Annotated in this window: 18 protein-coding genes; 7 read left to right on the top strand and 11 right to left on the bottom strand. The window is 62.6% G+C overall.

Going from position 1 to position 21,192, the window contains the following annotated elements; all coding sequences use genetic code 11:
* Window positions 1–38 precede the first annotated feature (38 nt).
* Window positions 39–1,601, top strand: coding sequence for a succinic semialdehyde dehydrogenase (locus tag ACWTV1_RS10155; RefSeq protein ID WP_498505221.1), 1,563 nt, complete (start codon window positions 39–41; stop codon window positions 1,599–1,601).
* Between the two features lie 32 nt (window positions 1,602–1,633).
* Here ACWTV1_RS10155 and ACWTV1_RS10150 read toward each other — a convergent pair whose 3' ends face one another.
* Complete coding sequence (locus ACWTV1_RS10150) at window positions 1,634–2,029, bottom strand: sec-independent translocase (RefSeq protein ID WP_100389753.1); 396 nt, start codon at window positions 2,027–2,029, stop codon at window positions 1,634–1,636.
* Between the two features lie 62 nt (window positions 2,030–2,091).
* Here ACWTV1_RS10150 and ACWTV1_RS10145 point away from each other — a divergent pair, with 62 nt between their 5' ends.
* Both ACWTV1_RS10145 and uvrA read left to right on the top strand, forming a co-directional pair.
* Window positions 2,092–2,724 carry an O-methyltransferase gene (locus ACWTV1_RS10145; protein ID WP_100389752.1) on the top strand — a complete coding sequence of 211 codons (633 nt, stop codon included), beginning with the start codon at window positions 2,092–2,094 and terminating at the stop codon, window positions 2,722–2,724.
* A gap of 135 nt (window positions 2,725–2,859) precedes the next feature.
* Complete coding sequence (gene uvrA / locus ACWTV1_RS10140) at window positions 2,860–5,337, top strand: excinuclease ABC subunit UvrA (protein ID WP_498505220.1); 2,478 nt, start codon at window positions 2,860–2,862, stop codon at window positions 5,335–5,337.
* Window positions 5,338–5,494: 157 nt separating this feature from the next.
* On the opposite strand, the gene ACWTV1_RS10135 is transcribed toward uvrA, so the two are convergent.
* The 3 genes from ACWTV1_RS10135 to dapE all read right to left on the bottom strand — a co-directional run bounded on the left by ACWTV1_RS10135 (window position 5,495) and on the right by dapE (window position 8,071).
* Window positions 5,495–5,668 (bottom strand): DUF3117 domain-containing protein, encoded by a 174-nt coding sequence (locus ACWTV1_RS10135; RefSeq protein WP_341620311.1) that lies wholly within the window; start codon window positions 5,666–5,668, stop codon window positions 5,495–5,497.
* A 94-nt stretch (window positions 5,669–5,762) separates the two neighbouring features.
* Window positions 5,763–6,992, bottom strand: coding sequence for a putative hexosyltransferase (locus ACWTV1_RS10130; protein ID WP_498505219.1), 1,230 nt, complete (start codon window positions 6,990–6,992; stop codon window positions 5,763–5,765).
* Window positions 6,974–8,071, bottom strand: coding sequence for a succinyl-diaminopimelate desuccinylase (gene dapE / locus ACWTV1_RS10125; RefSeq protein ID WP_498505218.1), 1,098 nt, complete (start codon window positions 8,069–8,071; stop codon window positions 6,974–6,976). Before dapE ends, ACWTV1_RS10130 begins: the two co-directional genes overlap by 19 nt.
* Window positions 8,072–8,097: 26 nt before the next feature.
* Here dapE and dapD point away from each other — a divergent pair, with 26 nt between their 5' ends.
* Window positions 8,098–9,039, top strand: a complete 942-nt coding sequence (gene dapD, locus ACWTV1_RS10120; RefSeq protein WP_498505217.1) for a 2,3,4,5-tetrahydropyridine-2,6-dicarboxylate N-succinyltransferase — start codon at window positions 8,098–8,100, stop codon at window positions 9,037–9,039.
* A gap of 113 nt (window positions 9,040–9,152) precedes the next feature.
* Here dapD and ACWTV1_RS10115 read toward each other — a convergent pair whose 3' ends face one another.
* From ACWTV1_RS10115 to ACWTV1_RS10100, 4 genes are all read right to left on the bottom strand, one after another.
* Entirely contained in the window at window positions 9,153–10,448 is a 1,296-nt protein-coding gene (locus tag ACWTV1_RS10115) for a citrate synthase (protein ID WP_100389746.1), read from the bottom strand.
* 99 nt (window positions 10,449–10,547) lie between these two features.
* Entirely contained in the window at window positions 10,548–11,654 is a 1,107-nt protein-coding gene (gene dapC / locus ACWTV1_RS10110; protein WP_498505216.1) for a succinyldiaminopimelate transaminase, read from the bottom strand.
* A complete protein-coding gene (gene fdxA, locus ACWTV1_RS10105) occupies window positions 11,654–11,989 on the bottom strand; it encodes a ferredoxin (RefSeq protein ID WP_100389744.1) in 336 nt (111 codons plus the stop codon). The genes dapC and fdxA overlap by 1 nt, the downstream gene beginning before the upstream one ends.
* Entirely contained in the window at window positions 11,986–13,137 is a 1,152-nt protein-coding gene (locus tag ACWTV1_RS10100) for a PIG-L family deacetylase (protein ID WP_498505215.1), read from the bottom strand. Before ACWTV1_RS10100 ends, fdxA begins: the two co-directional genes overlap by 4 nt.
* Window positions 13,138–13,258: 121 nt before the next feature.
* Here ACWTV1_RS10100 and efeU point away from each other — a divergent pair, with 121 nt between their 5' ends.
* The 3 genes from efeU to efeB are packed head-to-tail and all read left to right on the top strand — an operon-like array spanning window position 13,259 to window position 16,602.
* Window positions 13,259–14,116: an iron uptake transporter permease EfeU gene (gene efeU / locus ACWTV1_RS10095; protein ID WP_498505214.1), complete on the top strand. Its 858-nt coding sequence runs from the start codon at window positions 13,259–13,261 to the stop codon at window positions 14,114–14,116.
* Window positions 14,116–15,291, top strand: a complete 1,176-nt coding sequence (gene efeO, locus ACWTV1_RS10090; RefSeq protein WP_498505213.1) for an iron uptake system protein EfeO — start codon at window positions 14,116–14,118, stop codon at window positions 15,289–15,291. The genes efeU and efeO overlap by 1 nt, the downstream gene beginning before the upstream one ends.
* Before the next feature lie 42 nt (window positions 15,292–15,333).
* The gene (efeB, locus tag ACWTV1_RS10085; RefSeq protein ID WP_498505212.1) at window positions 15,334–16,602 is read left to right on the top strand and encodes an iron uptake transporter deferrochelatase/peroxidase subunit; all 1,269 of its coding nucleotides are present in this window, start codon (window positions 15,334–15,336) and stop codon (window positions 16,600–16,602) included.
* Window positions 16,603–16,629: 27 nt separating this feature from the next.
* On the opposite strand, the gene ACWTV1_RS10080 is transcribed toward efeB, so the two are convergent.
* The 3 genes from ACWTV1_RS10080 to ACWTV1_RS10070 form a co-directional block, all read right to left on the bottom strand.
* Window positions 16,630–17,091, bottom strand: coding sequence for a hypothetical protein (locus ACWTV1_RS10080; RefSeq protein WP_100389740.1), 462 nt, complete (start codon window positions 17,089–17,091; stop codon window positions 16,630–16,632).
* Between the two features lie 133 nt (window positions 17,092–17,224).
* Window positions 17,225–19,132 (bottom strand): translational GTPase TypA, encoded by a 1,908-nt coding sequence (typA, locus tag ACWTV1_RS10075; protein ID WP_100389739.1) that lies wholly within the window; start codon window positions 19,130–19,132, stop codon window positions 17,225–17,227.
* Between the two features lie 220 nt (window positions 19,133–19,352).
* A complete protein-coding gene (locus ACWTV1_RS10070; protein WP_498505211.1) occupies window positions 19,353–21,155 on the bottom strand; it encodes an ABC transporter family substrate-binding protein in 1,803 nt (600 codons plus the stop codon).
* Window positions 21,156–21,192: the final 37 nt, after the last annotated feature.

Here is a 21,192-nt window from a genome sequence, read left to right as displayed (position 1 = left end):
ACAGCGGAAATTGTGGTGCTCAGCCGTAGTGTTGAGACATGTCGCCTCACACAGTTGCCTCACTGATCGGGTCGCGTCGCCGCGACACTCTCGTCGCCCAGTTGCGGTGCACCACCTCCGACACCGCCACCGTAATTGCGCCATTCAGCGGCGAACCCCTGCACGAGTTGCCGCAGAGTTCGGCCCGCGATGTTCGGGATGCCGCGGCATCCGCTCGCACCGCTCAGCGCGCCTGGCGCAACGCCGGCTTCGCCTACCGCCGCCGCGTTCTGCTGCGTGCCCACGACCTGCTGTTGGAGCGTCAAGAAGAGCTACTCGACCTGCTGCAGACGGAGTCGGGAAAGACTCGCGGTCAGGCCTTCGAAGAGATCTTTCAAGCGGCCTCGATCACGCGGTACTACGCCATCTCGGCCGAGCGCGTGTTGGCGACCAAGCGTCGCCGCGCGGGCATCCCGCTGCTCATGTCGACGCGGGTGAGCTACTCCCCCAAGCAACTCATCGGCGTTGTCACGCCGTGGAACTACCCGATTGCTCTCGGGGCCATGGATATCGTTCCTGCGTTGGCCGCCGGCAGTGCCGTCATCCAGAAGATCGACAATCAGGGCGCGCTCTCGATGCTCGCCACCCGCGAGGCTTACATTGATGCCGGAGTTCCCGCCGCTGTTTGGCCGATTCTGGCGGGCCCCGGCAACCAGGTCGGCAACGCCGTTGTTGATGCCGCCGACTACATCTGCTTCACCGGATCGACGCCCACGGGCACCACGGTCGGCAAGCGTGCCGCCGGGCGCCTCATCGGTGCATCGCTCGAGCTCGGAGGCAAGAACCCGCTGCTCGTGCTGGGCGATGCCGATCCCATCCAAGCCGCAGAGGATGCCGTCTACGCCTGCTTCGCCTCCATGGGTCAGTTGTGCGTTTCAATCGAACGCATCTACGTGCACAAGTCGATCGAGGCCGAATTCACTCGCGCCTTCGCAGAGCGTGTGAAAGCTCTTGCGCAGACTTCAGCGCTCGACTACTCGGGTGATGTGGGTTCGCTCACGTCGCAGGCTCAGCTTGAGCGAGTCCAAGCCCATGTGGAGGATGCTGTCACGAAGGGCGCGACCGTGGTCGCCGGCGGAATCCCCCGGCCCGATCTCGGCCCCTACTTCTACGCGCCGACCGTGCTTACGGGAGTCACCGCCGAGATGGAGTGCTTCGCCGACGAAACATTCGGCCCCGTCGTGGCAATCACCTCAGTCGAGAGCGACACGGATGCCATCAACCGCGCCAATGACACGGAGTTCGGCCTCAACGCCTCGATCTTCAGCGGCTCCATCGCCCACGCGCGCCGCCTTGCCGATCGATTGGATGCCGGCAGCGTCAACATCAACGAGGGCTACCGTGGCAGTTTCTCGAGCGTCGATGCGCCGATGGGCGGAATGAAGCACTCTGGTTTGGGACGCCGTAACGGGCCAGAGGGCATCCTGCGTTTCGTGCAATCGCGCACGGTCTCGCAGTCGAACGGCATTCTGCAGTTGCCACGGTCCGGTGCTGAATTCGCCGCAATGGCGGGCCTCATGGTCACACTGCTGACCGTGTTGAAGGTGCTGCGCCGCCGCTAGGACGGTGATGCTCGGGGGCTGGCGCGATCGCGCTACGTCGCCTCGTTATCGAAGGGGGCGCGTTCGCCCGCCTTCAGTTCTGCCTTAAGTTGCGATTGTCGTTCGGCGAGCGCCGCTTGGCGTTCCGCGTAGGCGGCTGAACGCGGCGGACGCACCTTCACGGGAGGTGTTTCGTCTTCGAGCAGGGCATCGCGGATGATGCGACGCGGATCGTACTGGCGCGGGTCAAGCTGCTTCCAGTCGATGTCGTCGAAGTCGGGGCCCATCTCTTCGCGCATGCGATCTTTGGCGCCGTTGGCCATGTCGCGCAGCGAGCGGACGAGGCGGGCGAGCTGCGACGCGTAGTAGGGCAAACGGTCGGGGCCCAGCAAAAAGACAGCGATGATCCCAATAATCAGCAGTTTGTCGAATGTGAGACCGAAGGACACCCGTTTAGCTTACCTGCGCTAGCGGCTACGCCGTCTACAGTTGACACAGCGATAGGAGCAATGTGTCAGACAAGCAGTTGAGTTGGAAGTACGCCGAGGAGTTCGTTGTCGAACGCCCAGAGATCGCTGCGGCGCGCGTGCATTCCAGCGAGTTGGGAATCGAAGCGGTCAGCCCCGCTGTCGGCGCTCAGCTGGCCTTGCTCGCTGCGGCCACGGGCGCTAAGAGCATCATCGAGGTCGGCACCGGTGTCGGCATCAGTGGGCTCTGGATGCTCGCCGGCAGCCCCGGCGCACTGCTCACCACGATCGACTCCGAGATTGACCACCAGCAGGTTGCTCGCGCCGTGTTCGCGGATGCCGGCATCCAGTCGAATCGCGTACGCCAGATCGGTGGCAAGGCTGCCGAAGTTCTGCCGCGCATGAACGAGTCGAGCTACGACCTCGTCTTTATCGATGCCGACCCTCAGTCGGTCATCGAGTACGTCGAACACGGCCTTCGCCTCGTTCGCCCCGGCGGTGTCGTAGCGGTTGCTCATGCTCTGTGGCGCGACCGCGTCGCCGACCCTGCTCAGCGCGACTCGACGGTCAGTAATTTCCGCACGCTCTTGAAGGAGATCGCGCAGTCGGAGGCAGTGATCAGTTCGCTCATCCCCGTCGGCGACGGGCTTCTGCAGCTCACCAAGCTCAGCGACTAACGCGCTCAGCGAACGCTCACCGGGCGTTCAGCGTTCTGTCTGTAGGGTGGATGAACCGCCATCCCTTGACTAACACGACTGAGCGCGCGCTGCTGAGGAATCTGGATCTCCGCAGGCCGTGAGAACGGAGCATCCATGACTAGCAACGATCGTGACGGCTGGGTTCGTGTTCGAGGGGCCCGCGAGAATAACCTCGCCAACATCGATCTCGATGTGCCCCGGGATTGCATGGTCGCATTCACGGGCATCTCCGGTTCGGGAAAGTCGTCGCTTGCTTTCGGCACCCTGTACGCCGAGGCTCAGCGCCGCTACTTCGAGTCAGTGGCGCCCTACGCTCGCCGCCTGCTCAACCAGGTTGGCGCTCCAGATGTCACCGACATCACGGGTCTTCCCCCTGCGGTTGCGCTTCAGCAGCGCCGCGGAGCGCCCAGTTCGCGTTCAAGCGTCGGCACGATCACGACGCTCTCGAATCTGCTGCGCATGCTGTATTCCCGTGCCGGCACATATCCCGCCGGTGTTACTCACCTCTCGGCGGAAGCCTTCTCGCCCAACACTGCGACCGGGGCGTGCCCGCGCTGTCACGGCCTCGGCGTTGTTCACGACGTCACCGAAGACCTTCTTGTGCCCGACGCCTCGCTCTCGATTCGCGATGGCGCTATCGCCGCGTGGCCGGGAGCGTGGCAGGGCGCGAACCTCAAGAGCATCGTCAACGGTCTCGGCATCGACACCCGCGCGCCCTGGCACACCCTCAGTCAAAAAGATCGCGACTGGCTGCTGTACACCGAAGAGCAGCCCTCGGTCTTTATTCAGCCCGAAGAAGGCCGCGTCGACCATGGCTACAACGGCAAGTTCTGGAGTGCCCGCAAGCACATCATGAACGTGCTCTCGCAGTCTCAGAGCGAGCGGATGCGCGAGCGCGCGCTGCGCTTCGTGCAGAGCATGACGTGCCCCGAGTGTGGCGGCAGCGGTCTGCAGGCGAACGCCCTCTCGGTCACCTTCGCGGGCCTCAGCATCGCAGAGCTCAACGCCGTTCCGCTGACCGATCTCGCAGATCGACTGCGCGAGGGAATGGCTCGCGCCGACTCCGAAAGCGAAGGGTCCGAAGGCAATGAAGTCGCCCATCGCATCGGCGACGACGTGATCGCGCGCGTTGACGTTCTTCTCGACCTAGGGCTCGGCTACCTCAGCCTCGGCCGCAACTCCACCACGCTCTCCCCCGGCGAAGCGCAACGCCTGCGCATCGCCACCCAACTGCGCTCCGGCCTCTTCGGGGTCGTCTACGTTCTCGACGAGCCCTCGGCGGGATTGCACCCGGCGGACGCCGCACCGCTATTGAAGGTTCTTGACCGTTTGACGGAATCCGGCAACTCTCTCTTCGTCGTGGAACACGACCTTGACGTCATTCGGCGTGCCGACTGGATCGTCGACATCGGTCCCGGTGCGGGCGAGGGCGGCGGGCAACTCGTGTACTCCGGCCCCGTCGACGGCCTCAAGGATGTTCCCGAATCGGTCACCGGCCGCTACCTCTTTCCGCAGGAGTCGCGACCGACGCGCGAGGTACGCGCCCCGGAATCGTGGGTGAGGCTGAAGAAAGCCTCGCTACACAACATCCGCGATCTCACGGTCGACTTCCCGCTCGGCGTCATGACCGCGGTCACGGGCGTCTCAGGCTCGGGCAAGTCAACCCTCGTCACCCACGTGCTCGCAGAAGCCGTGCGCGCTCAGCTCGGTGCCGCTCCGGATGACGCAGGCGACGCCGCAGACGCGGATGACCCGCGCCACGACCTCACGCTCGAAGACACCGCCGGCCTCGACTCCTTCGACCGTCTGGTTCTCGTCGATCAGCGCCCGATCGGACGCACCCCGCGCTCGAACCTTGCCACCTACACCGGCATGTTCGATGTCGTACGCAAGCTCTTTGCCGCCACCGACGAAGCCCACCAACGCGGCTACACAGCCAGCCGGTTCTCGTTCAACGTCGCCGGTGGACGCTGCGAAACCTGCCAAGGCGAGGGATTCGTGTCGGTCGAGCTTCTGTTCCTGCCGGGAACCTATGCGCCCTGCCACACGTGCCACGGTGCGCGCTACAACGACGAAACACTCGAAGTCACCTACTTGGGCAAGACCATCGCCGACGTCTTGGGCATGACCGTCGACACCGCCGCCGCGTTCTTCACCGACTCCACCTCGGCGCTGCGCAGCCTCGATACTCTGCGGGATGTCGGCCTCGGCTACCTGCGACTCGGCCAGCCTGCAACAGAGCTGAGTGGCGGTGAAGCGCAGCGCATCAAACTCGCGACCGAGCTGCAGCGCGCGCGTCGCGGCCATGCGCTGTATCTGCTCGATGAACCCACGGCGGGGCTGCATCCCTCGGACACCGAACTGCTGCTCGCCCAACTGCAGCGGCTCGTCGATGCCGGAAACACCGTGGTGCTTGTGGAACACGATTTGGCCACCATCGCCGCCAGCGACTGGGTCATTGACCTCGGTCCGAGCGGCGGCGACCAGGGAGGCACGATCGTCGCCACGGGCACTCCCCGCGAAGTGGCTGCAGGCCCCGGCGCAACCGCGAAGTACCTCAGCGAGTGGCTCGCGACCAGCACCGCTGACTAGTCACGGCAAACGCACCGCCTCCGAAACGGCGGGTTAAACAAAGCACCGAACACGAGTGATCGTGTTCGGTGCTTTGTTTCGACAAGCTCTGCCCAGTGAGGCGAACTCAGAAGAGTGCGCACAGTGGCGTGAGCTGCCGATTAAGGCTGAGTAGGCTCTAGGCGGAAGCGACTACACCCGCGAGAGCGTCGTGCAGTTCTTTTGCTTCGTCATCGTTTACAGATACGACGAGACGACCGCCACCTTCGAGAGGCACACGGACGACGATGAGTCGACCCTCTTTGACAGCCTCCATTGGTCCGTCACCGGTCCTCGGCTTCATTGCTGCCATCGATAGTCCCCTTTCATCGGTACTGGTTTCTATTATCCAGCAAAAACCGCCGATACTGAAACTCTGTCGAATCATTCACCCGCTGTGCACCTCTTTAGGGCGGAGTCCAGTCGTAGCCGTCAACCCACCATGCCAAATGGATCCACGCCCACTGCCCGGCGACACAAGCCGCGAGCAGGGCAGCGCGGTACCACCGCGACTGCGGGAATGCGAGCACTCCGGCCAGCGGGAACAGCGGCATGAGGAGGCGGAACGTGCTCGACTGAGGAAAGAACACCGCCAAGAGGTAGAGCGCATAGCTCGCCACCCACAGCCGCAGATCGACGCCGATACGCTGTGCGGGCTTCGTGATCAAAAATATGAAGAAGGAAAGAACGGCAGCGATGAGCATGACGGTCAGCAGCCACTGCGGCAGCTGCCACCACCCGGCCCAAAAGGCTGCCCCTTGCAACCACGCCGCGAACGGTATCAGCTCGCCGTACCCGACGTAACCGGCCCGCCACGCGAGCTCGGTGTCGGTGTAGGCCGTGAGCGATCCGGTGACGGCGGCCGCGATCAGCAGCCACGCGAAGCCCATGACAAGGCTGAAGAGAGTCGCGGTGACGGCCGCCACTCTCTCGTGCATCGGGAACTCCTCGCGTCGGCGAATCCACCAGCGATAGACAACGTGCAGTCCGAGCGCGAGAGCGAAGGCGAGCCCGCTCGGCCGGGTGACAGACATGATCGCGATCACCGGCACGAGCATCCAATACTGACGCTTCATGAGCCAGAACAGCGCGAGTATCAGCAAGAACAGGTACATGGATTCGGCGTACGAGACCTGCAGGATCGCGGAGAGCGGCGCGAAACAGAAGATGGCCACCGCAAAGAGCGCCGTGCCCGCGGGCAGCACGAGATGCATCACTCGGTAGAGCATGAGGGCCGCGCCCAGCGAGAAGGCGACGGAAACAAACACACTCGCCACCGCGAAGTCGAGGGTCGTCAGCGTCATCACGACGCGCACGAGCGCCGGATACGCCGGCATGAAGGCCCAGGCGTTCTCGCCGATGTGGCCGGACTCCGTCACCGGCAGTTCACTCGGATATCCCGAGAGCGAGATGATGAAATACCAGTGGCCATCCCAGATCTTGGCGAACGAGAAGTAGTCGGGGTGCGGGCCCGTCCACGCGTTCTGGCCCTGAATCGAGGCGAACCACAGCAACAGCGACGTCGTCACGACGCGCGACGCCACGAAGATGGCGATGACCGCAAGCCACCAGCGCTCCGGCACGAGAATGGCCGCAGTCCCGCGGCGCACTCCCGAAACTAGCGAGCTGTCAGCCACGCCCTCAGCCCCTGCTCGCAGGCCACAATCTCACTCGTCGCAACACGCTCATCGTCGGCGTGAGCCCGCAGCGGGTTGCCGGGGCCGTAGTTCACAGCGGGCACTCCGAGCTCGGCGAAGCGAGCAACGTCGGTCCAGCCATACTTCGGGGCCGCGGTGCCACCCACGGCATCGAGGAAGTTTTTGGCGAGCGGCGCATCGAGGCCGGGGCGTGCACCACCGGCGAGGTCGGTCACCTCAAAATCGAAGCCCGCGAAGACCTCACGCAGATGCTGGATGGCCTGCTCACTACTGCGATCCGGAGCGAACCTAAAGTTCACAGTCACGGTCGCGGCATCCGGAATCACGTTGCCGGCGACTCCGCCCGTGATGCCCACGGCGTTAAGACCCTCGCGATACACGAGGCCGTCGACCTCGTGCTGCTCGGGCTCGTAGGCTGCCAGAATCGCCAGCACAGGCGCGGCAGCGTGAATCGCGTTCTGCCCCATCCAGGCGCGCGCGGAGTGAGCGCGCAGTCCCGTGAGCGAGATGTCGATGCGAGCGGTGCCATTGCAGCCGCCCTCAACCGTGGCGTTCGACGGCTCACCAATGATGGCGAAGTCTCCCGCCATCAGGTCGGGGCGGTTGCGAGCGATGCGACCAAGACCGTTGAGCTCAGCAGCAACCTCTTCGTGGTCGTAGAAGATCCAGGTCACATCGACGGCGGGGTCGGTGAGTTCTGCGGCGAGCTTGAGAGCGATCGCGACGCCGCCCTTCATGTCGACGGTGCCGCGGCCCACAAGGTGCTCTTCGCCGTCGATCATCTCAAGCGTCGTGGGCAGGTTGTTGTTCACGGGAACCGTGTCGAGATGCCCGGCGATCACGACGCGCTGCGCCTTGCCGCCGTTCGTGCGGGCAACAACGGCATCCGCATCCCGAATCACCTCAAGGTGGCTGAACGCGCTGAGAGCGGTTTCTACGGCATCCGCGATGCGCTTCTCGTTGCCGGAGACCGACTCGATATCGCAGATCTGGCGGGTGAGATCGGGGCTCGAGGCCGTCAAATCAAGCACAGGAAGAGTGGGATCGGTCGCAGGCATGCACCCAGTGTAAGTAACCTTGATGCATGACTTCGCGCACAGCATGGGGATACGGACTCGCAACAATCGCCAGCGACGGAACAACACTTGACGTGTGGTTCCCCGCTCCGCACCTGGGATCTATCCCCGAGGGCACCGACCCGCACTACACACCCGCCGACCTCGAAGAGCATTTGGGGGCTGACGAACGCCGCCGTGTGCGCACCGAATTCGTGACCGTTGAGATCGATTTGGATGCCGCACCGCAGAACGTCGCCGACGCGTACCTGCGCCTGCACCTGCTCAGCCACTTGCTCGTGAAGCCCAACAGCATCAACCTTGACGGCCTCTTCGGCGCGCTGCCGATCGTCGTCTGGACCAACGCCGGAGCGGTGCACCCTGACGGTTACCGCGAACTGCGCATCTCGCTCAAGCGTCACGGCATCATCGTGACCGGCATCGACAAGTTCCCGCGGATGCTCGACTACGTCGTGCCCGAACGCGTCCGCATCGCCGACGCTTCGCGCGTTCGCCTCGGCGCGTACCTCTCCCCCGGAACCACCGTCATGCACGAGGGCTTCGTCAACTTCAACGCTGGCACGCTCGGCAGCTCGATGGTCGAGGGCCGCATCTCTCAGGGTGTCGTCGTGGGTGACGGCGCCGATATCGGTGGCGGAGCATCCATCATGGGAACGCTCAGCGGTGGTGGCACCGAACGCGTCTCCATCGGTGAGCGCGCGTTGCTCGGAGCCAACTCAGGAATCGGCATCGCGATCGGTGACGACACGGTTGTTGAAGCCGGGCTCTACGTCACGGCAGGCACCAAGGTCACCATCATTGATGGTTCGGCTACCCCGCGCAGCGTCAAGGCTGTGGAGCTCAGTGGCGTGAACGGCCTGCTGTTCCGCCGCAACTCCGTCACGGGCGCTGTCGAGGTTCTGCCTCGCAGCGGCACCGGCGTCGAACTCAACGCGGCGCTGCACGCCTAAGCACACAAACGCTCACGGTGCTCGTGGGGTCGACAACAGGCCCCACGAGCGCAAAGCGAAACGGCCGGCTTCCCCGAGGGGATGCCGGCCGTTCGTCGTAAGGATGGTGCGGTCTAGCGCTGAGGCCAGTCCCGAGCCGCAGGGCCCGTGTACAGCTGCTGCGGGCGACCGATCTTGGTCTTGGGGTCTTCGTTCATCTCGCGCCAGTTGGCGATCCAGCCCGGCAGTCGACCGATCGCGAAGAGCACCGTGAACATACGTGGCGGGAAGCCCATTGCCTTGTAGATGACGCCGGTGTAGAAGTCGACGTTGGGGTACAGCTTGCGCTCGATGAAGTAGTCATCGGCCAAAGCGACCTCTTCGAGCTCACGAGCGATATCGAGCAGCGGGTCGCTGATGCCGAGATCAGCGAGCACCTCATCCGCACTCTCTTTCACCAGACGTGCACGCGGGTCGAAGCTCTTGTACACGCGGTGGCCAAAGCCCATCAGGCGCACGCCGTCTTCTTTGCGCTTCACGCGGTCAACAAACTTCTGAACGCCGTCGCCCGATTCCTGGATCTCGCCCAGCATCTTGAGAACGGCTTCGTTCGCGCCACCGTGCAGCGGGCCGTAGAGAGCGTTGATTCCGGCAGAAATCGAGGCGAAGATGTTCGCTTCGGTCGAACCAACGAGGCGCACCGTGGAGGTGGAGGCATTCTGCTCGTGGTCTTCGTGCAGGATGAGGAGGCGGTCGAGTGCCTTACTCAGCACAGGGTTGACCTGGTACTCCTCGGCCATGTTGCCGAAGTTGAGCTTCAAGAAGTTGTCGACGAAACTCATCGAGTTGTCGGGGTAAAGCAGGGCCTGCCCGAGCGACTTCTTGTGAGCGTACGCCGCGATAACCGGCAGCTTTGCCAGCAAGCGGATGGTCGAGATTTCGACCTGCTCGGGGTCGCGCACGTCGTGCGAGTCTTCGTAGTAAGTGGAGAGCGCCGACACTGCGCTCGAGAGCACCGACATCGGGTGCGCGCTGTGCGGGAGAGCGTCGAAGAAACGACGGAGGTCTTCGTGCAGCAGAGTGTGTCGACGAATCTTTTCGTCGAACTCTTCCAACTGCGACTTCGACGGCAGCTCACCGTAGATCAGCAACCAGGCAACCTCGAGGTACGTCGAGTTTGCCGCAACGTCTTCGATCGCATAGCCGCGATAGCGCAGGATGCCGCGGTCTCCATCGATATAGGTGATCTCACTGCGCGTGGAGGCAGTGTTCACAAATCCTTGATCAAGCGCCGTGTAGCCGGTCTGCTTCATAAAGGTGGAGATATCGATGCTGTTGTGACCATCGACCCCACGGATAATGGGAAATTCAGCAGCACCGCCCGGAAAGTGGAGGGTGGCCTTCTCTGGGTCTTGAGGGGCTTCATTCACCGCTACAGCCTACAAGGCTTGGATAGCCACTGTCACACCCACTAACCGAATGGCCTCGCTTTTAGGGGTCAAGCACAAGGCCTCGGCCCGTTAGTGCACTTAAGCGAGTAAATCGAGGCGGGCTACGGCATCCGCAATCGTGGCGTCGCTCGCCGTGAGCGCAATACGCACGTGGCGGGCCGGCGATTCACCGTAAAACGAGCCCGGAACGACGAGGATGCCGGCCTGAGCCAGATCGCCAACCGTCTGCCAGGAGTCTTCGTTCTTTGTCGCCCAGAGATAGAGCCCGGCGACGCTGTCGTCTATACGGAATCCCGCGCGCTCCAAAGCCGGAAGTAGCTTCGCCCGGCGGGCGCGGTACAGCTCGCGCTGTTCGGCGACGTGCGCGTCATCCTGCAGAGCGGTAGCCATTGCTGCCTGCACCGGGCCGGGAACAATGAGCCCGACATGCTTGCGCACAGCGAGAAGCTCGGAGATCAGTTGCGAGCATCCCGCCACAAACGCAGCGCGGTATCCGGCAAGGTTGGATTGCTTGCTGAGGGAGTACACCGCGAGCACCGAAGAGCGATCGTCGCCGATCACCTCGGGGTCGAGAATTGAGGGGGTGGGGTCGACGCCGTTCCAGTTGAGCTCGGCGTAGCACTCGTCTGAAGCGATCACGGCACCCAGTTCGCGGGCGCGAGCCACAGCGGCACGCAACTGGTCAGTGTCGAGCACGCGGCCATCGGGGTTACCCGGGCTATTGAGCCACACAAGCGCAGTGTTCTCGGGCCACTCAGCAGGGTTGTCAGAAGAAACAGCCGTTGCGCCCACCAGGGCAGCGCCGATGGCGTAGGTCGGGTACGCGACTGAAGGATGCACGACGACATCGGCTTTGCCGAGGCCGAGGAGCAACGGCAGCAGCGCCACGAGCTCTTTAGAACCGACGGTAGGAAGTACGTGGTCGACTGTGAGTCCAGTTACACCGCGACGGCGTTCGAACCATTCGACGATGGCTTCGCGCAGCTGAACCGTACCCGTGGTCGTCGGATAGGCGTGAGCATCCGTTGCCGTTGCCAGACTCTCGCGAATGACGGCAGGAGTCGGGTCTACCGGTGACCCCACGGAAAGATCGACCATCCCATCGGGATGCGTACGCGCAATGGTGCCAAAGGGCACAAGGGAATCCCACGGAAAATCGGGGAGAGCCAGCGGCGTGCGCGTCATTAGTCGGAGGACCCGCCGCCCTCGGGCAAAGCCGAGATGAGCGCGTGGTCCTTGTGAATCACACCAACCTTCGCGGCGCCACCGGGTGATGTGTCGTCAAGAAGGTCAAAGAATTCGACGTTGGCCTTGTAGTAGTCGGCCCACTTGTCGGGCAGATCGTCTTCGTAGTAGATGGCCTCAACAGGACACACCGGCTCGCACGCACCGCAGTCAACGCACTCATCCGGGTGGATGTAGAGCATGCGGTCGCCCTCATAGATGCAGTCGACTGGGCATTCGTCTACACACGCGCGATCCTTCAGATCGACACAGGGCTGAGCGATGACATACGTCACGAGATATCCGCACCTTTCACGGGAGAGTTCAATTCAATGTTAGCGCGGCTCGCCGACGAAACCTGACGATTCACCCGCGGCCACCCCACAATGATGAGCACCACGAGCACGGGCGCAAAAGTCCATACATACCCCGCCGTATTCGCCGGAATCAGAATCGTTCCTCCGGGCATCACGTTGGCCAGCAGCGCCGACATCAAGAGAACACCGAGCGACGCAAAGCCGGCAGCGACGCGTGTGTCGTAGATGAGCCGCAAGCCGAGAATCAACGCGGTCACGAGAGTGACCGACGCCACGACTCCCCACGGGATTCGTGCGTCGCCAATTGTGAACGACGACTGGTGTACCGCCGTGAGCACAACGCCCACGAGCGCACCGAGCACGAGGGAAAGGAAAGCCAAGCCCACACGCTCGGCGCGGCTACGTTCACCGATCACGAGCTCGCGACGACGCAAACGGCGCAAATACTCCACCGGGGTCGACACGCTCTCGCCCACCGGAATCTCATTGCGATAAATCTCGGTTGCCCGACGCTTGAAGGCAAGCGCTGTGGCAGACGACACCGCAACGCCACGATCAACAGGAACAGCGGATGCCGTATAGAAGGGCACACCAGCGAGTTCAGTAGCGAGGGCGGTGGCTTCGTGCACGAGCAGCGCCTCGGAGCCGCGCGCAGTGCCGCTGTGCTCTTTGGCGTAGCTGACGACGACATCCGGCTTCAGAGCGGTAATCGCCGTCGCAATGTCAGAGGCAAGATCACGAGCGTTGAGCTTCGTGAACTGGCGCCCGTTGTCTTCGCGAAGGATGTGGTGGGCAGTAATGCCGAGAATTTCGCGCACGACCTCGTCGACGGATTCGGGCAAGGCAGCCGCTGGCGACTCCTCGCTGTCGCTCGCCGTGGCGGCATTGGCAGTGGTGGCGTTGACCGCGCCACCCCTGCCAGGGGCGAACGTGGTCTCGGCGGTAACCAGAGGAACATCGCCCGTCGCCGGGCTCGCCCCGATTGCGGCGGTGGCGTTGTTGCTGCAGCTGAGCACGATGAGTTCAGTGCCGCGCTGAACGAGAGTGGCGATGGTGGCCCCGAATACGTAGGCCTCATCTTCTGGGCGCGCGGCGATAACCAGCACGCGTTGTGCACGATCCTTCACGACGGTACCTCCACCCTAGTTCTTGTTGTGCCGTAGACAGAATAAGCACAGGTAGGGCGATTACGGTCGCTTAGGTTAGGCTTACCAATCCACCGATAAACACGAGTGACAAGAGAGTTCAGTGCTCGCAAACTTCCTGATTGGCCTGCGCGAAGGCCTTGAAGCCGCGCTCGTTGTCGGCATCCTGATTGCGTACGTTCACAAGATCGATCGTCGCGACGTTCTGCCCCGCATCTGGCTCGGTGTCGGCATTGCCATTGCACTCTCCCTCGGCCTCGGCGCGAGTCTGACCTTTGGTGCCTACGGCCTCTCCTTTCAGGCGCAAGAGCTGATCGGCGGCATCCTCTCGATCATCGCAACGGCCTTTGTCACGTGGATGATCTTCTGGATGCTGCGCGCCGCCCGCGGCCTTGGTCGCGAGTTGCGCAGCGAAGTCGACTCGCATCTCACCGGTGCCGGCTGGGGCCTCGTGCTCGTGGCGTTCCTCGCCGTGGGGCGCGAAGGAATCGAAACCGCCCTCTTTATCTGGGCCGCCGTTCAGGCCAGCGGTTCCACGACTCTCCCCCTTACCGGGGCAGCGCTCGGCATCGCCGCGGCAATCGTTCTTGGCTATCTCATCTATCGCGGCGTGGTCAGCATCAACCTCACTCGCTTCTTTACCTGGACCGGCGCCATTCTGATCATTGTGGCCGCTGGCGTGCTCTCGTATGGAGTTCACGATCTGCAAGAGGCCGGCGTGCTGCCGGGGCTTCACGCCCTCGCCTTCGACGTGAGCGCGGTCATCCCACCCGATAGCTGGTACGGAACGCTGCTTAAGGGCGTCTTCAATTTCTCCCCCGCCACCACGTGGTTCGAGGCGGGCGTCTGGTCGGCATACGTCGGCATCGTTATGACGATCTTCGTCCGCACTGTTCGCGGCAACGCCCGTGCAGACAAGTCCTTCGTTCCCACTTCACCTCTCAGCACTCAAGGAGCCTAATGACCGCCCTTTCGCCCCGCTTTGGTTATGCCGCAGCCGCTACCGTTGCGGCACTCGTGCTCACCGGTTGCGTGCCCAACAACGTCGGAACCACCGCGGCCAGCAACACAATCACCGTCGACAGCAGCGCGACCGATTGTGCAGTGAGCTCGACCGAAGCACCCAGCGGCAACCTCGTGTTCTCGGTCACCAACTCGGGCGACCAGGTCACCGAGTTCTATTTGCTCGCGGATGACGGCCTGCGCATCGTAGGTGAGGTCGAGAACATCGGCCCCGGCATCACTCGCGACCTCGTCGTTCTGGCGCAGCCCGGCGACTACTTCACGGTCTGCAAGCCCGGCATGGTCGGCGAAGGCATCGGTTCAACGCCGTTCACCGTGACCGACTCCGGCGCCGATCTTTCTTTCAGCGGAGACATCGCCGCTCAGGTCGAGGCGGCCAATGCCAACTACAAGAGCTACGTGAAAGACCAGATCGAGAACCTCGTGGTCGGCACCGAAGACTTCGCTGCCGCCTACATTGCGGGCGACGATGACACTGCTCGTGCGCTTTACGCCCCCACTCGCGTCTTCTGGGAGCGCGTCGAAACGGTCGCCGAGTCGTTCGGTGACCTCGACCCCCGTATGGATCTGCGTGAAGCTGACCTCGAAGACGGCCAGGAGTGGACCGGCTGGCACGCCATCGAGAAAGACCTGTGGCCCGAGGATGCCGAAGCCGGCTTCGAAGCCTACGACCAGTCCAAGCGTGAAGCGCTCGCGTCGCAGCTCGTCGCCGACACCAACACGCTCTATGCCAACGTGCAGGATCTCGAGTTCACTCTCGACCAGCAGACCAACGGTGCTATTGGCCTCCTCGATGAGGTTGCCAGCGGCAAGGTCACTGGCGAAGAAGAATTCTGGTCGCACACCGACCTCTGGGACTTCCAAGCCAACATCGATGGCGCACGCGTGCTCTATGACGGTGTTCGCGACATCCTGGTGGAGAAGGACGCCGACCTCGCCGCCACTCTCGATGAGGAATTCGAGCAGCTGCAGGTCTTGCTCGACGCCCAGCGGGAAGGCGACGGGTTCCGCCTTTACACTGAACTATCCACGAGCGAAATTCGCGCGTTCTCCGATCAAGTGAATGCTCTCGCGGAGCCACTCTCGCGACTGACCGCAGTTCTCGTTCTCTAACCGCAGTCGCGACCACGCAGTAATCACCCCGAAAGCACCGCCATGCCTCACGATGACACCAAGGGACTCTCCCGCCGCGGCCTGCTCGGCCTCGCCGGAGCAGGAGTCGTGGGTGCCGGTCTCGGCGTCAGCGGTGCTTTCGCGGTCAACGGCGGCGGCTCGACATCCACCAGCAATGATGTGGCGTCGACCTATCCGTTCTTTGGCGAGCACCAGTCGGGCATTATTACGCCGGCGCAAGATCGACTGCACTTCGCCGCGTTCGACGTCAACGACATCAGCCGCGACGAACTCATTGAGTTGCTGCGCGACTGGAGCTACGCTGCAGCACGGATGACGGCAGGCCAGGCCGCAGGCGAATACGGGCCTGCAGGTGGCCCCTACGACGCTCCACCGGACGACACCGGTGAGGCCCTCGACCTTCCGCCGGGCGGACTCACCATCACCTTTGGCTTCGGCCCCAGCCTGTTCGACGACCGTTTCGGCCTCGCCAGCAAGCGACCAACCGCTCTCATCGACCTCCCCAAGTTTCCCAGCGACGCTCTGCTGCCCGAACTCGTCGGCGGCGACCTCTGCATCCAAGCGTGCAGCGACGACCCTCAGGTCGCCGTTCACGCCATCCGCAACCTGTCCCGCATCGCCTTCGGGCGCGCAACGCTCCGCTGGTCCCAGCTCGGCTTTGGCCGCACGTCGTCCACGACGCAGGCACAAACGACGCCGCGCAATCTCTTCGGCTTCAAAGACGGCACCGCCAACCTGCGCGCCGAAGACACTGACGGCGTCAACGAACACGTCTGGGCAGCATCCGGAGATGGAACAGCGTGGATGGCCGGCGGCTCGTACCTCGTGAGCCGCAAGATTCGCATGACGATCGAGACCTGGGACCGCACGTCCCTGCGTGAACAGGAGACGATCTTCGGCCGCACGAAGGGCGAGGGGGCTCCGCTCAGCGGCGGAAGCGAGTTCACCGATCCCGACTTCGAACAGACCGGTCGCGATGACGCTCCCCTGATCGACGATGCATCGCACGTGAAGCTCGCCCACCCCGACACTCATGGCGGTGCCCAGATTCTGCGTCGCGGCTACAACTTCGTCGACGGCAACGACGAGCTCGGCCGACTCAATGCCGGGTTGTTCTTCATCAGCTTCCAACGCGATCCTGAGACACAGTTCGTGCCTATTCAGCTCGCGCTCTCTCGCAACGACCTCATGAACGAGTACGTGCGCTACGTCGGTTCAGCAATTTTCGCTGTTCCTCCCGGGGTATCATCGTCGAGCTTCATCGGTGCCGGGATGTTCGACCTCGCCTAAGCGACGGTGCTAGTTCGTGCGACAGCCCTAGTTCGTGGCGCTCACTGGCGCAACGGTGTAGTTGGCGGTGTACCCGTCGTCGGTGCTCGCAACGATAACGGCGACATTCCAAGCGTCGCTCGAGAAAATGACGGTACCTGCGCCGTCTGCTCCACTCGCTTGCACCTGTGACTCAAAGCCGGCATCCGCAAAGGCTGCCTCAATGGCGTCGAGCGGCGACTGCGCCCCCGTCATGATCGTGACGTTATAGCCACGGCTATCGCCCTCACCTGCCGCGATACCGAACTGCACCTCACCGTCGTGCAGCGGCACGGCGCTAGGGAAGCCTTCGGGAATCTCAGTGCCCCCCAAGCTCACATTGCCGCCAGTCGCCTGCTCCACGATGCCGCCAATGGGGTTCTCCCCCGAGCAGCCGGCAAGCGCCGGTGTGGCCGCGAGAGCCAGAACGAGGGCTACGGATGCGCTAACACTGTGGCGTGCGCTCAACATGACAACTCCAGAAGACGAGGGGCTACGGCTGAACGGGTCGTTAACCAACGATGCAGCCACGATCAAATGACCGTGGCTGCATCGTACTCTCTGCAGATTGCTGGCTCATGTGAGCCCGCTGCGAGATTAAGGGTTAGGCGTTCTGCTTCTTCAAGCGCGAGGTGAGACGTGCCCGCGCGTTGCTGTCGAGCTCTACCTTGCGGATACGCACGAACTCAGGAGTAACCTCAACACACTCGTCTTCACGAGCGAATTCGAGGCACTCTTCCAACGTGAGCTTGCGCGACGGAGTCATACGCTCGAACGAGTCCGAGGTCGACTGGCGCATGTTGGTGAGCTGCTTTTCCTTGGTGATGTTGACGTCCATGTCGTCAGCGCGCGAGTTCTCGCCGACAACCATGCCTTCGTACACCTCCTGCGTGGGCTCTACGAAGAACGACATGCGCTCCTGCAGGGCAACCATGGCGAACGGCGTAGCAACACCGGAACGGTCGGCAACGATAGAACCGTTGACGCGCGTAACGATCTCGCCAGCCCACGGCTCGTAACCGTGCGACACCGCGTTAGCGATACCGGCACCACGAGTGATGGTCATGAACTCGGTACGGAAACCGATGAGTCCACGCGACGGAACAACGAACTCCATGCGAACCCAGCCGGTGCCGTGGTTGCTCATGCCGTCCATGCGTCCCTTACGAGAAGCGAGAAGCTGAGTGATGGCGCCAAGGTATTCCTCAGGAGCATCGATCGTGAGGTGCTCGTAGGGCTCGTGTACCTTGCCGTCGATCTTCTTGATAACTACCTGCGGCTTGCCGACAGTCAGTTCAAAGCCTTCACGACGCATCTGCTCAACGAGGATGGCAAGAGCGAGCTCTCCACGACCCTGAACTTCCCAGGCATCCGGGCGTCCGATGTCGACGAGCTTGAGCGAAACGTTACCGACGAGCTCGCGGTCGAGACGGTCCTTGACCATACGAGCGGTGAGCTTGTGGCCCTTGACCTTGCCGATGATCGGCGAGGTGTTGGTTCCGATGGTCATCGAGATAGCCGGGTCGTCAACCGTGATGGTCGGCAACGGGCGAACGTCGTTGGGGTCACAGAGAGTTTCACCGATGAAGATGTCTTCGAATCCAGCAACGGCGACGATGTCACCGGGGCCCGCGCTTTCGGCCGGGTAACGGTCGAGAGCCTTCGTGATCATGAGCTCGGTCACGCGAACGTTAGCCTGCGTGCCATCGTGCTTGACCCAAGCAACAGTCTGGCCCTTCTTGATCGTGCCGTTGAAGACGCGAAGAAGAGCAAGGCGGCCGAGGAACGGCGAGGAGTCAAGGTTGGTGACCCACGCCTGAAGGGGGTGCTCGTCGTCGTACGACGGAGCAGGAACGTGCTTGAGGATGGCGTCGAACAGCGGCTCGAGGTCATCGTTGTCTGGAAGCGAACCATTCTCGGGCTTGTTCCAGCTTGCAGCACCGGCGCGGCCCGAAGCAAAGACAACAGGAACGTCAAGAATGGCGTCCAAGTCGAGGTCAGGAACGTCATCCGCCATGTCGCTCGCAAGACCCAAGAGAAGGTCCTGGCTCTCGGCAACAACCTCATCGATGCGAGCATCGGGGCGGTCAGTCTTGTTGACCAAGAGGATGACGGGCAGCTTGGCCTCGAGTGCCTTACGGAGCACGAAGCGAGTCTGCGGAAGCGGGCCCTCACTGGCGTCAACGAGCAGTACAACGCCGTCAACCATGCTGAGTCCACGCTCAACCTCGCCACCGAAGTCGGCGTGGCCAGGGGTGTCAATCACGTTGATCGTGATGGGACCCTCAGTGGCGTACTTGCCGTTGTAGGAAATCGCGGTGTTCTTCGCGAGAATCGTAATTCCCTTTTCGCGCTCGAGCTCGTTCGAGTCCATTGCGCGCTCTTCGAGGTGCGCGTGCGCTTCGAAGGAGTTCGTCTGGCGAAGCATCGCGTCAACGAGCGTCGTCTTTCCGTGGTCAACGTGGGCAACGATTGCTACGTTGCGCAAGTCGCTGCGAGTGGCCATAGCCATAGCAATATTCCTTAATTCATTGGAGGCTGTGCGGACTTTCACCGCAGTCGCTGCACAGAAAGTCTCGGCAGCAGATCGGCGGCCGAATGCCACCGGGTTAAGATCTTGGGAGGGTGCAGAAGATCATTCAGAGTATCCTGCTCCACCAGTTTACCCTGTTTGACAAGAAATATCGCAGCCGCCCATTCAGGGGCCCGTACTTATGGGGGTGAATGCCGGACTACGGCTTCCACTCCCACACGTTCCACCACACACCGGGGCTCAGCGACGAGAGCGAGACGTTCTCGACTTCGTCTTGATCAAAGGCGATGGTGGTCGGATGCTGAAAGAGCGGCATTCCATACGCCGATGCCCAGAGTGCAGCATCCGCTTCTTTCAACAACTCGATCTGTTCGTCACTCTCGACCGTCACGGAACTCGCGTCAGCCAGCAGCGAATCGACCGTGGCGTCAGAGAAGTAGTTGAGATTGGCATAACCGTCGGTGCCGAACACAGCCGGCGCAACGCCCACGCCGGGCCGCGCGCTCTGCCAGCTGAACAGCGCGGCATCATAGGCCTCGGGAGTGCCGAGATTCGCTTGCCAGTCTTCGCTCGAGCAATCGCTGACAACAAAACCCGCTGATCCAGCGGAGTCAGCAATGAGCGCGTATTCGGCCGCGCGCATGGCGTCACCGGCGTCGAACAGGATGCAGACGCTGGGCTTCGAGACGCCAGCCTCGGCCAGCAATTCTTTCGCGCCGGCGATGTCAGGATCGGCGTAGTCAGCGGAACCGTTCACCGAACGCGCACCGGTGTAGCCCGGATCGCCAGGGGCGAAGAGGAAGGAATCACGCGTACTGGCTCGAGGTTGCACGTCGACAAGAGCGGTTCGCACAATCTCCGCCCGTGGCACAGTCTTCAAAAACGCTTGGCGCACGAGAACATCGTCAAAGACGCCGCTCTTCGACTGAGCGACTTGCAGGTCGAGGTGTTCGAAGCTGTCGGTGAAACCATCCCGGATGGTGGCATCCATGGTGGCAAGCGCGTCACGAACATCGCTATCCATCGAAGGCACCGCGATCTGCACAGCTCCCACGAGAAGGGCTTGAGCCTGAGCGAGCGGATCGCTCATAAAGCGCACGCGAATCTCTTGGAACGTTGCTTCCCGCATGCCGCTGTAGTTTTCGTTGGCGCGCAGCGTGACGTACTGATTCGCCACGAACTCGGAGATCACATAGGGACCGCTCGAGACCAGCAGGCTCTTGTTTGCTGGCATGCCGTCGAAGTTGAATACGGTGCTCCACGTTCGAGCGATTGCCGCGAGATCCGCCTCGTTGTCCCCGCTGATGGCGGAGTACACGCGCTCCTTCGCGGTGATCGCATCGTCGCTGGCAAACGCCATCATTCCCACGACGTGGGCGGGCTTGGCGAACGAGCCAGGCCCAAAGAATGCCGTCTGCCAGTCTGCCGTGGGCTCATCGAAAACTAGTGTAAGCGACATCCGGTCGTCGCTCATCTGGGGAATTTCTGTGACCAGTGAGATTCCCGTGTCACCACCGGCAGTCGCATCAAAGATGACGCGCGGGTCGGAACGGTCGAGCGGTGCACCTGTCTCCGGATCGATCGTGCTCGCGGCATCCGCATCATCAGCATTGAGCGCACCGGATGTCGCCGCCCACTCGAGCAGCAAGTCCACAGCGTCGACAGCCGAACCATCCGACCAGCGCACACCGTCAGCCACGGTGTAGGTCACGGCTAGCGGGTCGTCAGACACTTTCTCGAAGCGCCCGAAGGACTCGTCGCGTACGAGCTCTGAATCGGAGTTGAAGTACGTAAAGCCGGTGCCCGTGGCGTAGGCGATGCTCGTGTTGGTCTCGCCAGCACCGAACGCCGTCACGGGGTTGCCTGAGGTGTACGGCTCGGTAACGGCAACCGTGAGTTCAGAACCCTCGATCGTCGGCGACGCCTGCGGAACACAACCGGCAAGCGCGATCGCGGTGGCGGCAGCCATAGCCAGGGTCGCCATGATTCTTGTGGCGCTCACTGAACCTCCTGCACACGGACTCGCAGCGCACGGTGGC

The sequence above is a fragment of the Salinibacterium sp. VpJ6 genome (genome assembly GCF_059767345.1).
This window is presented reverse-complemented; position numbering and strand designations above follow the sequence as displayed.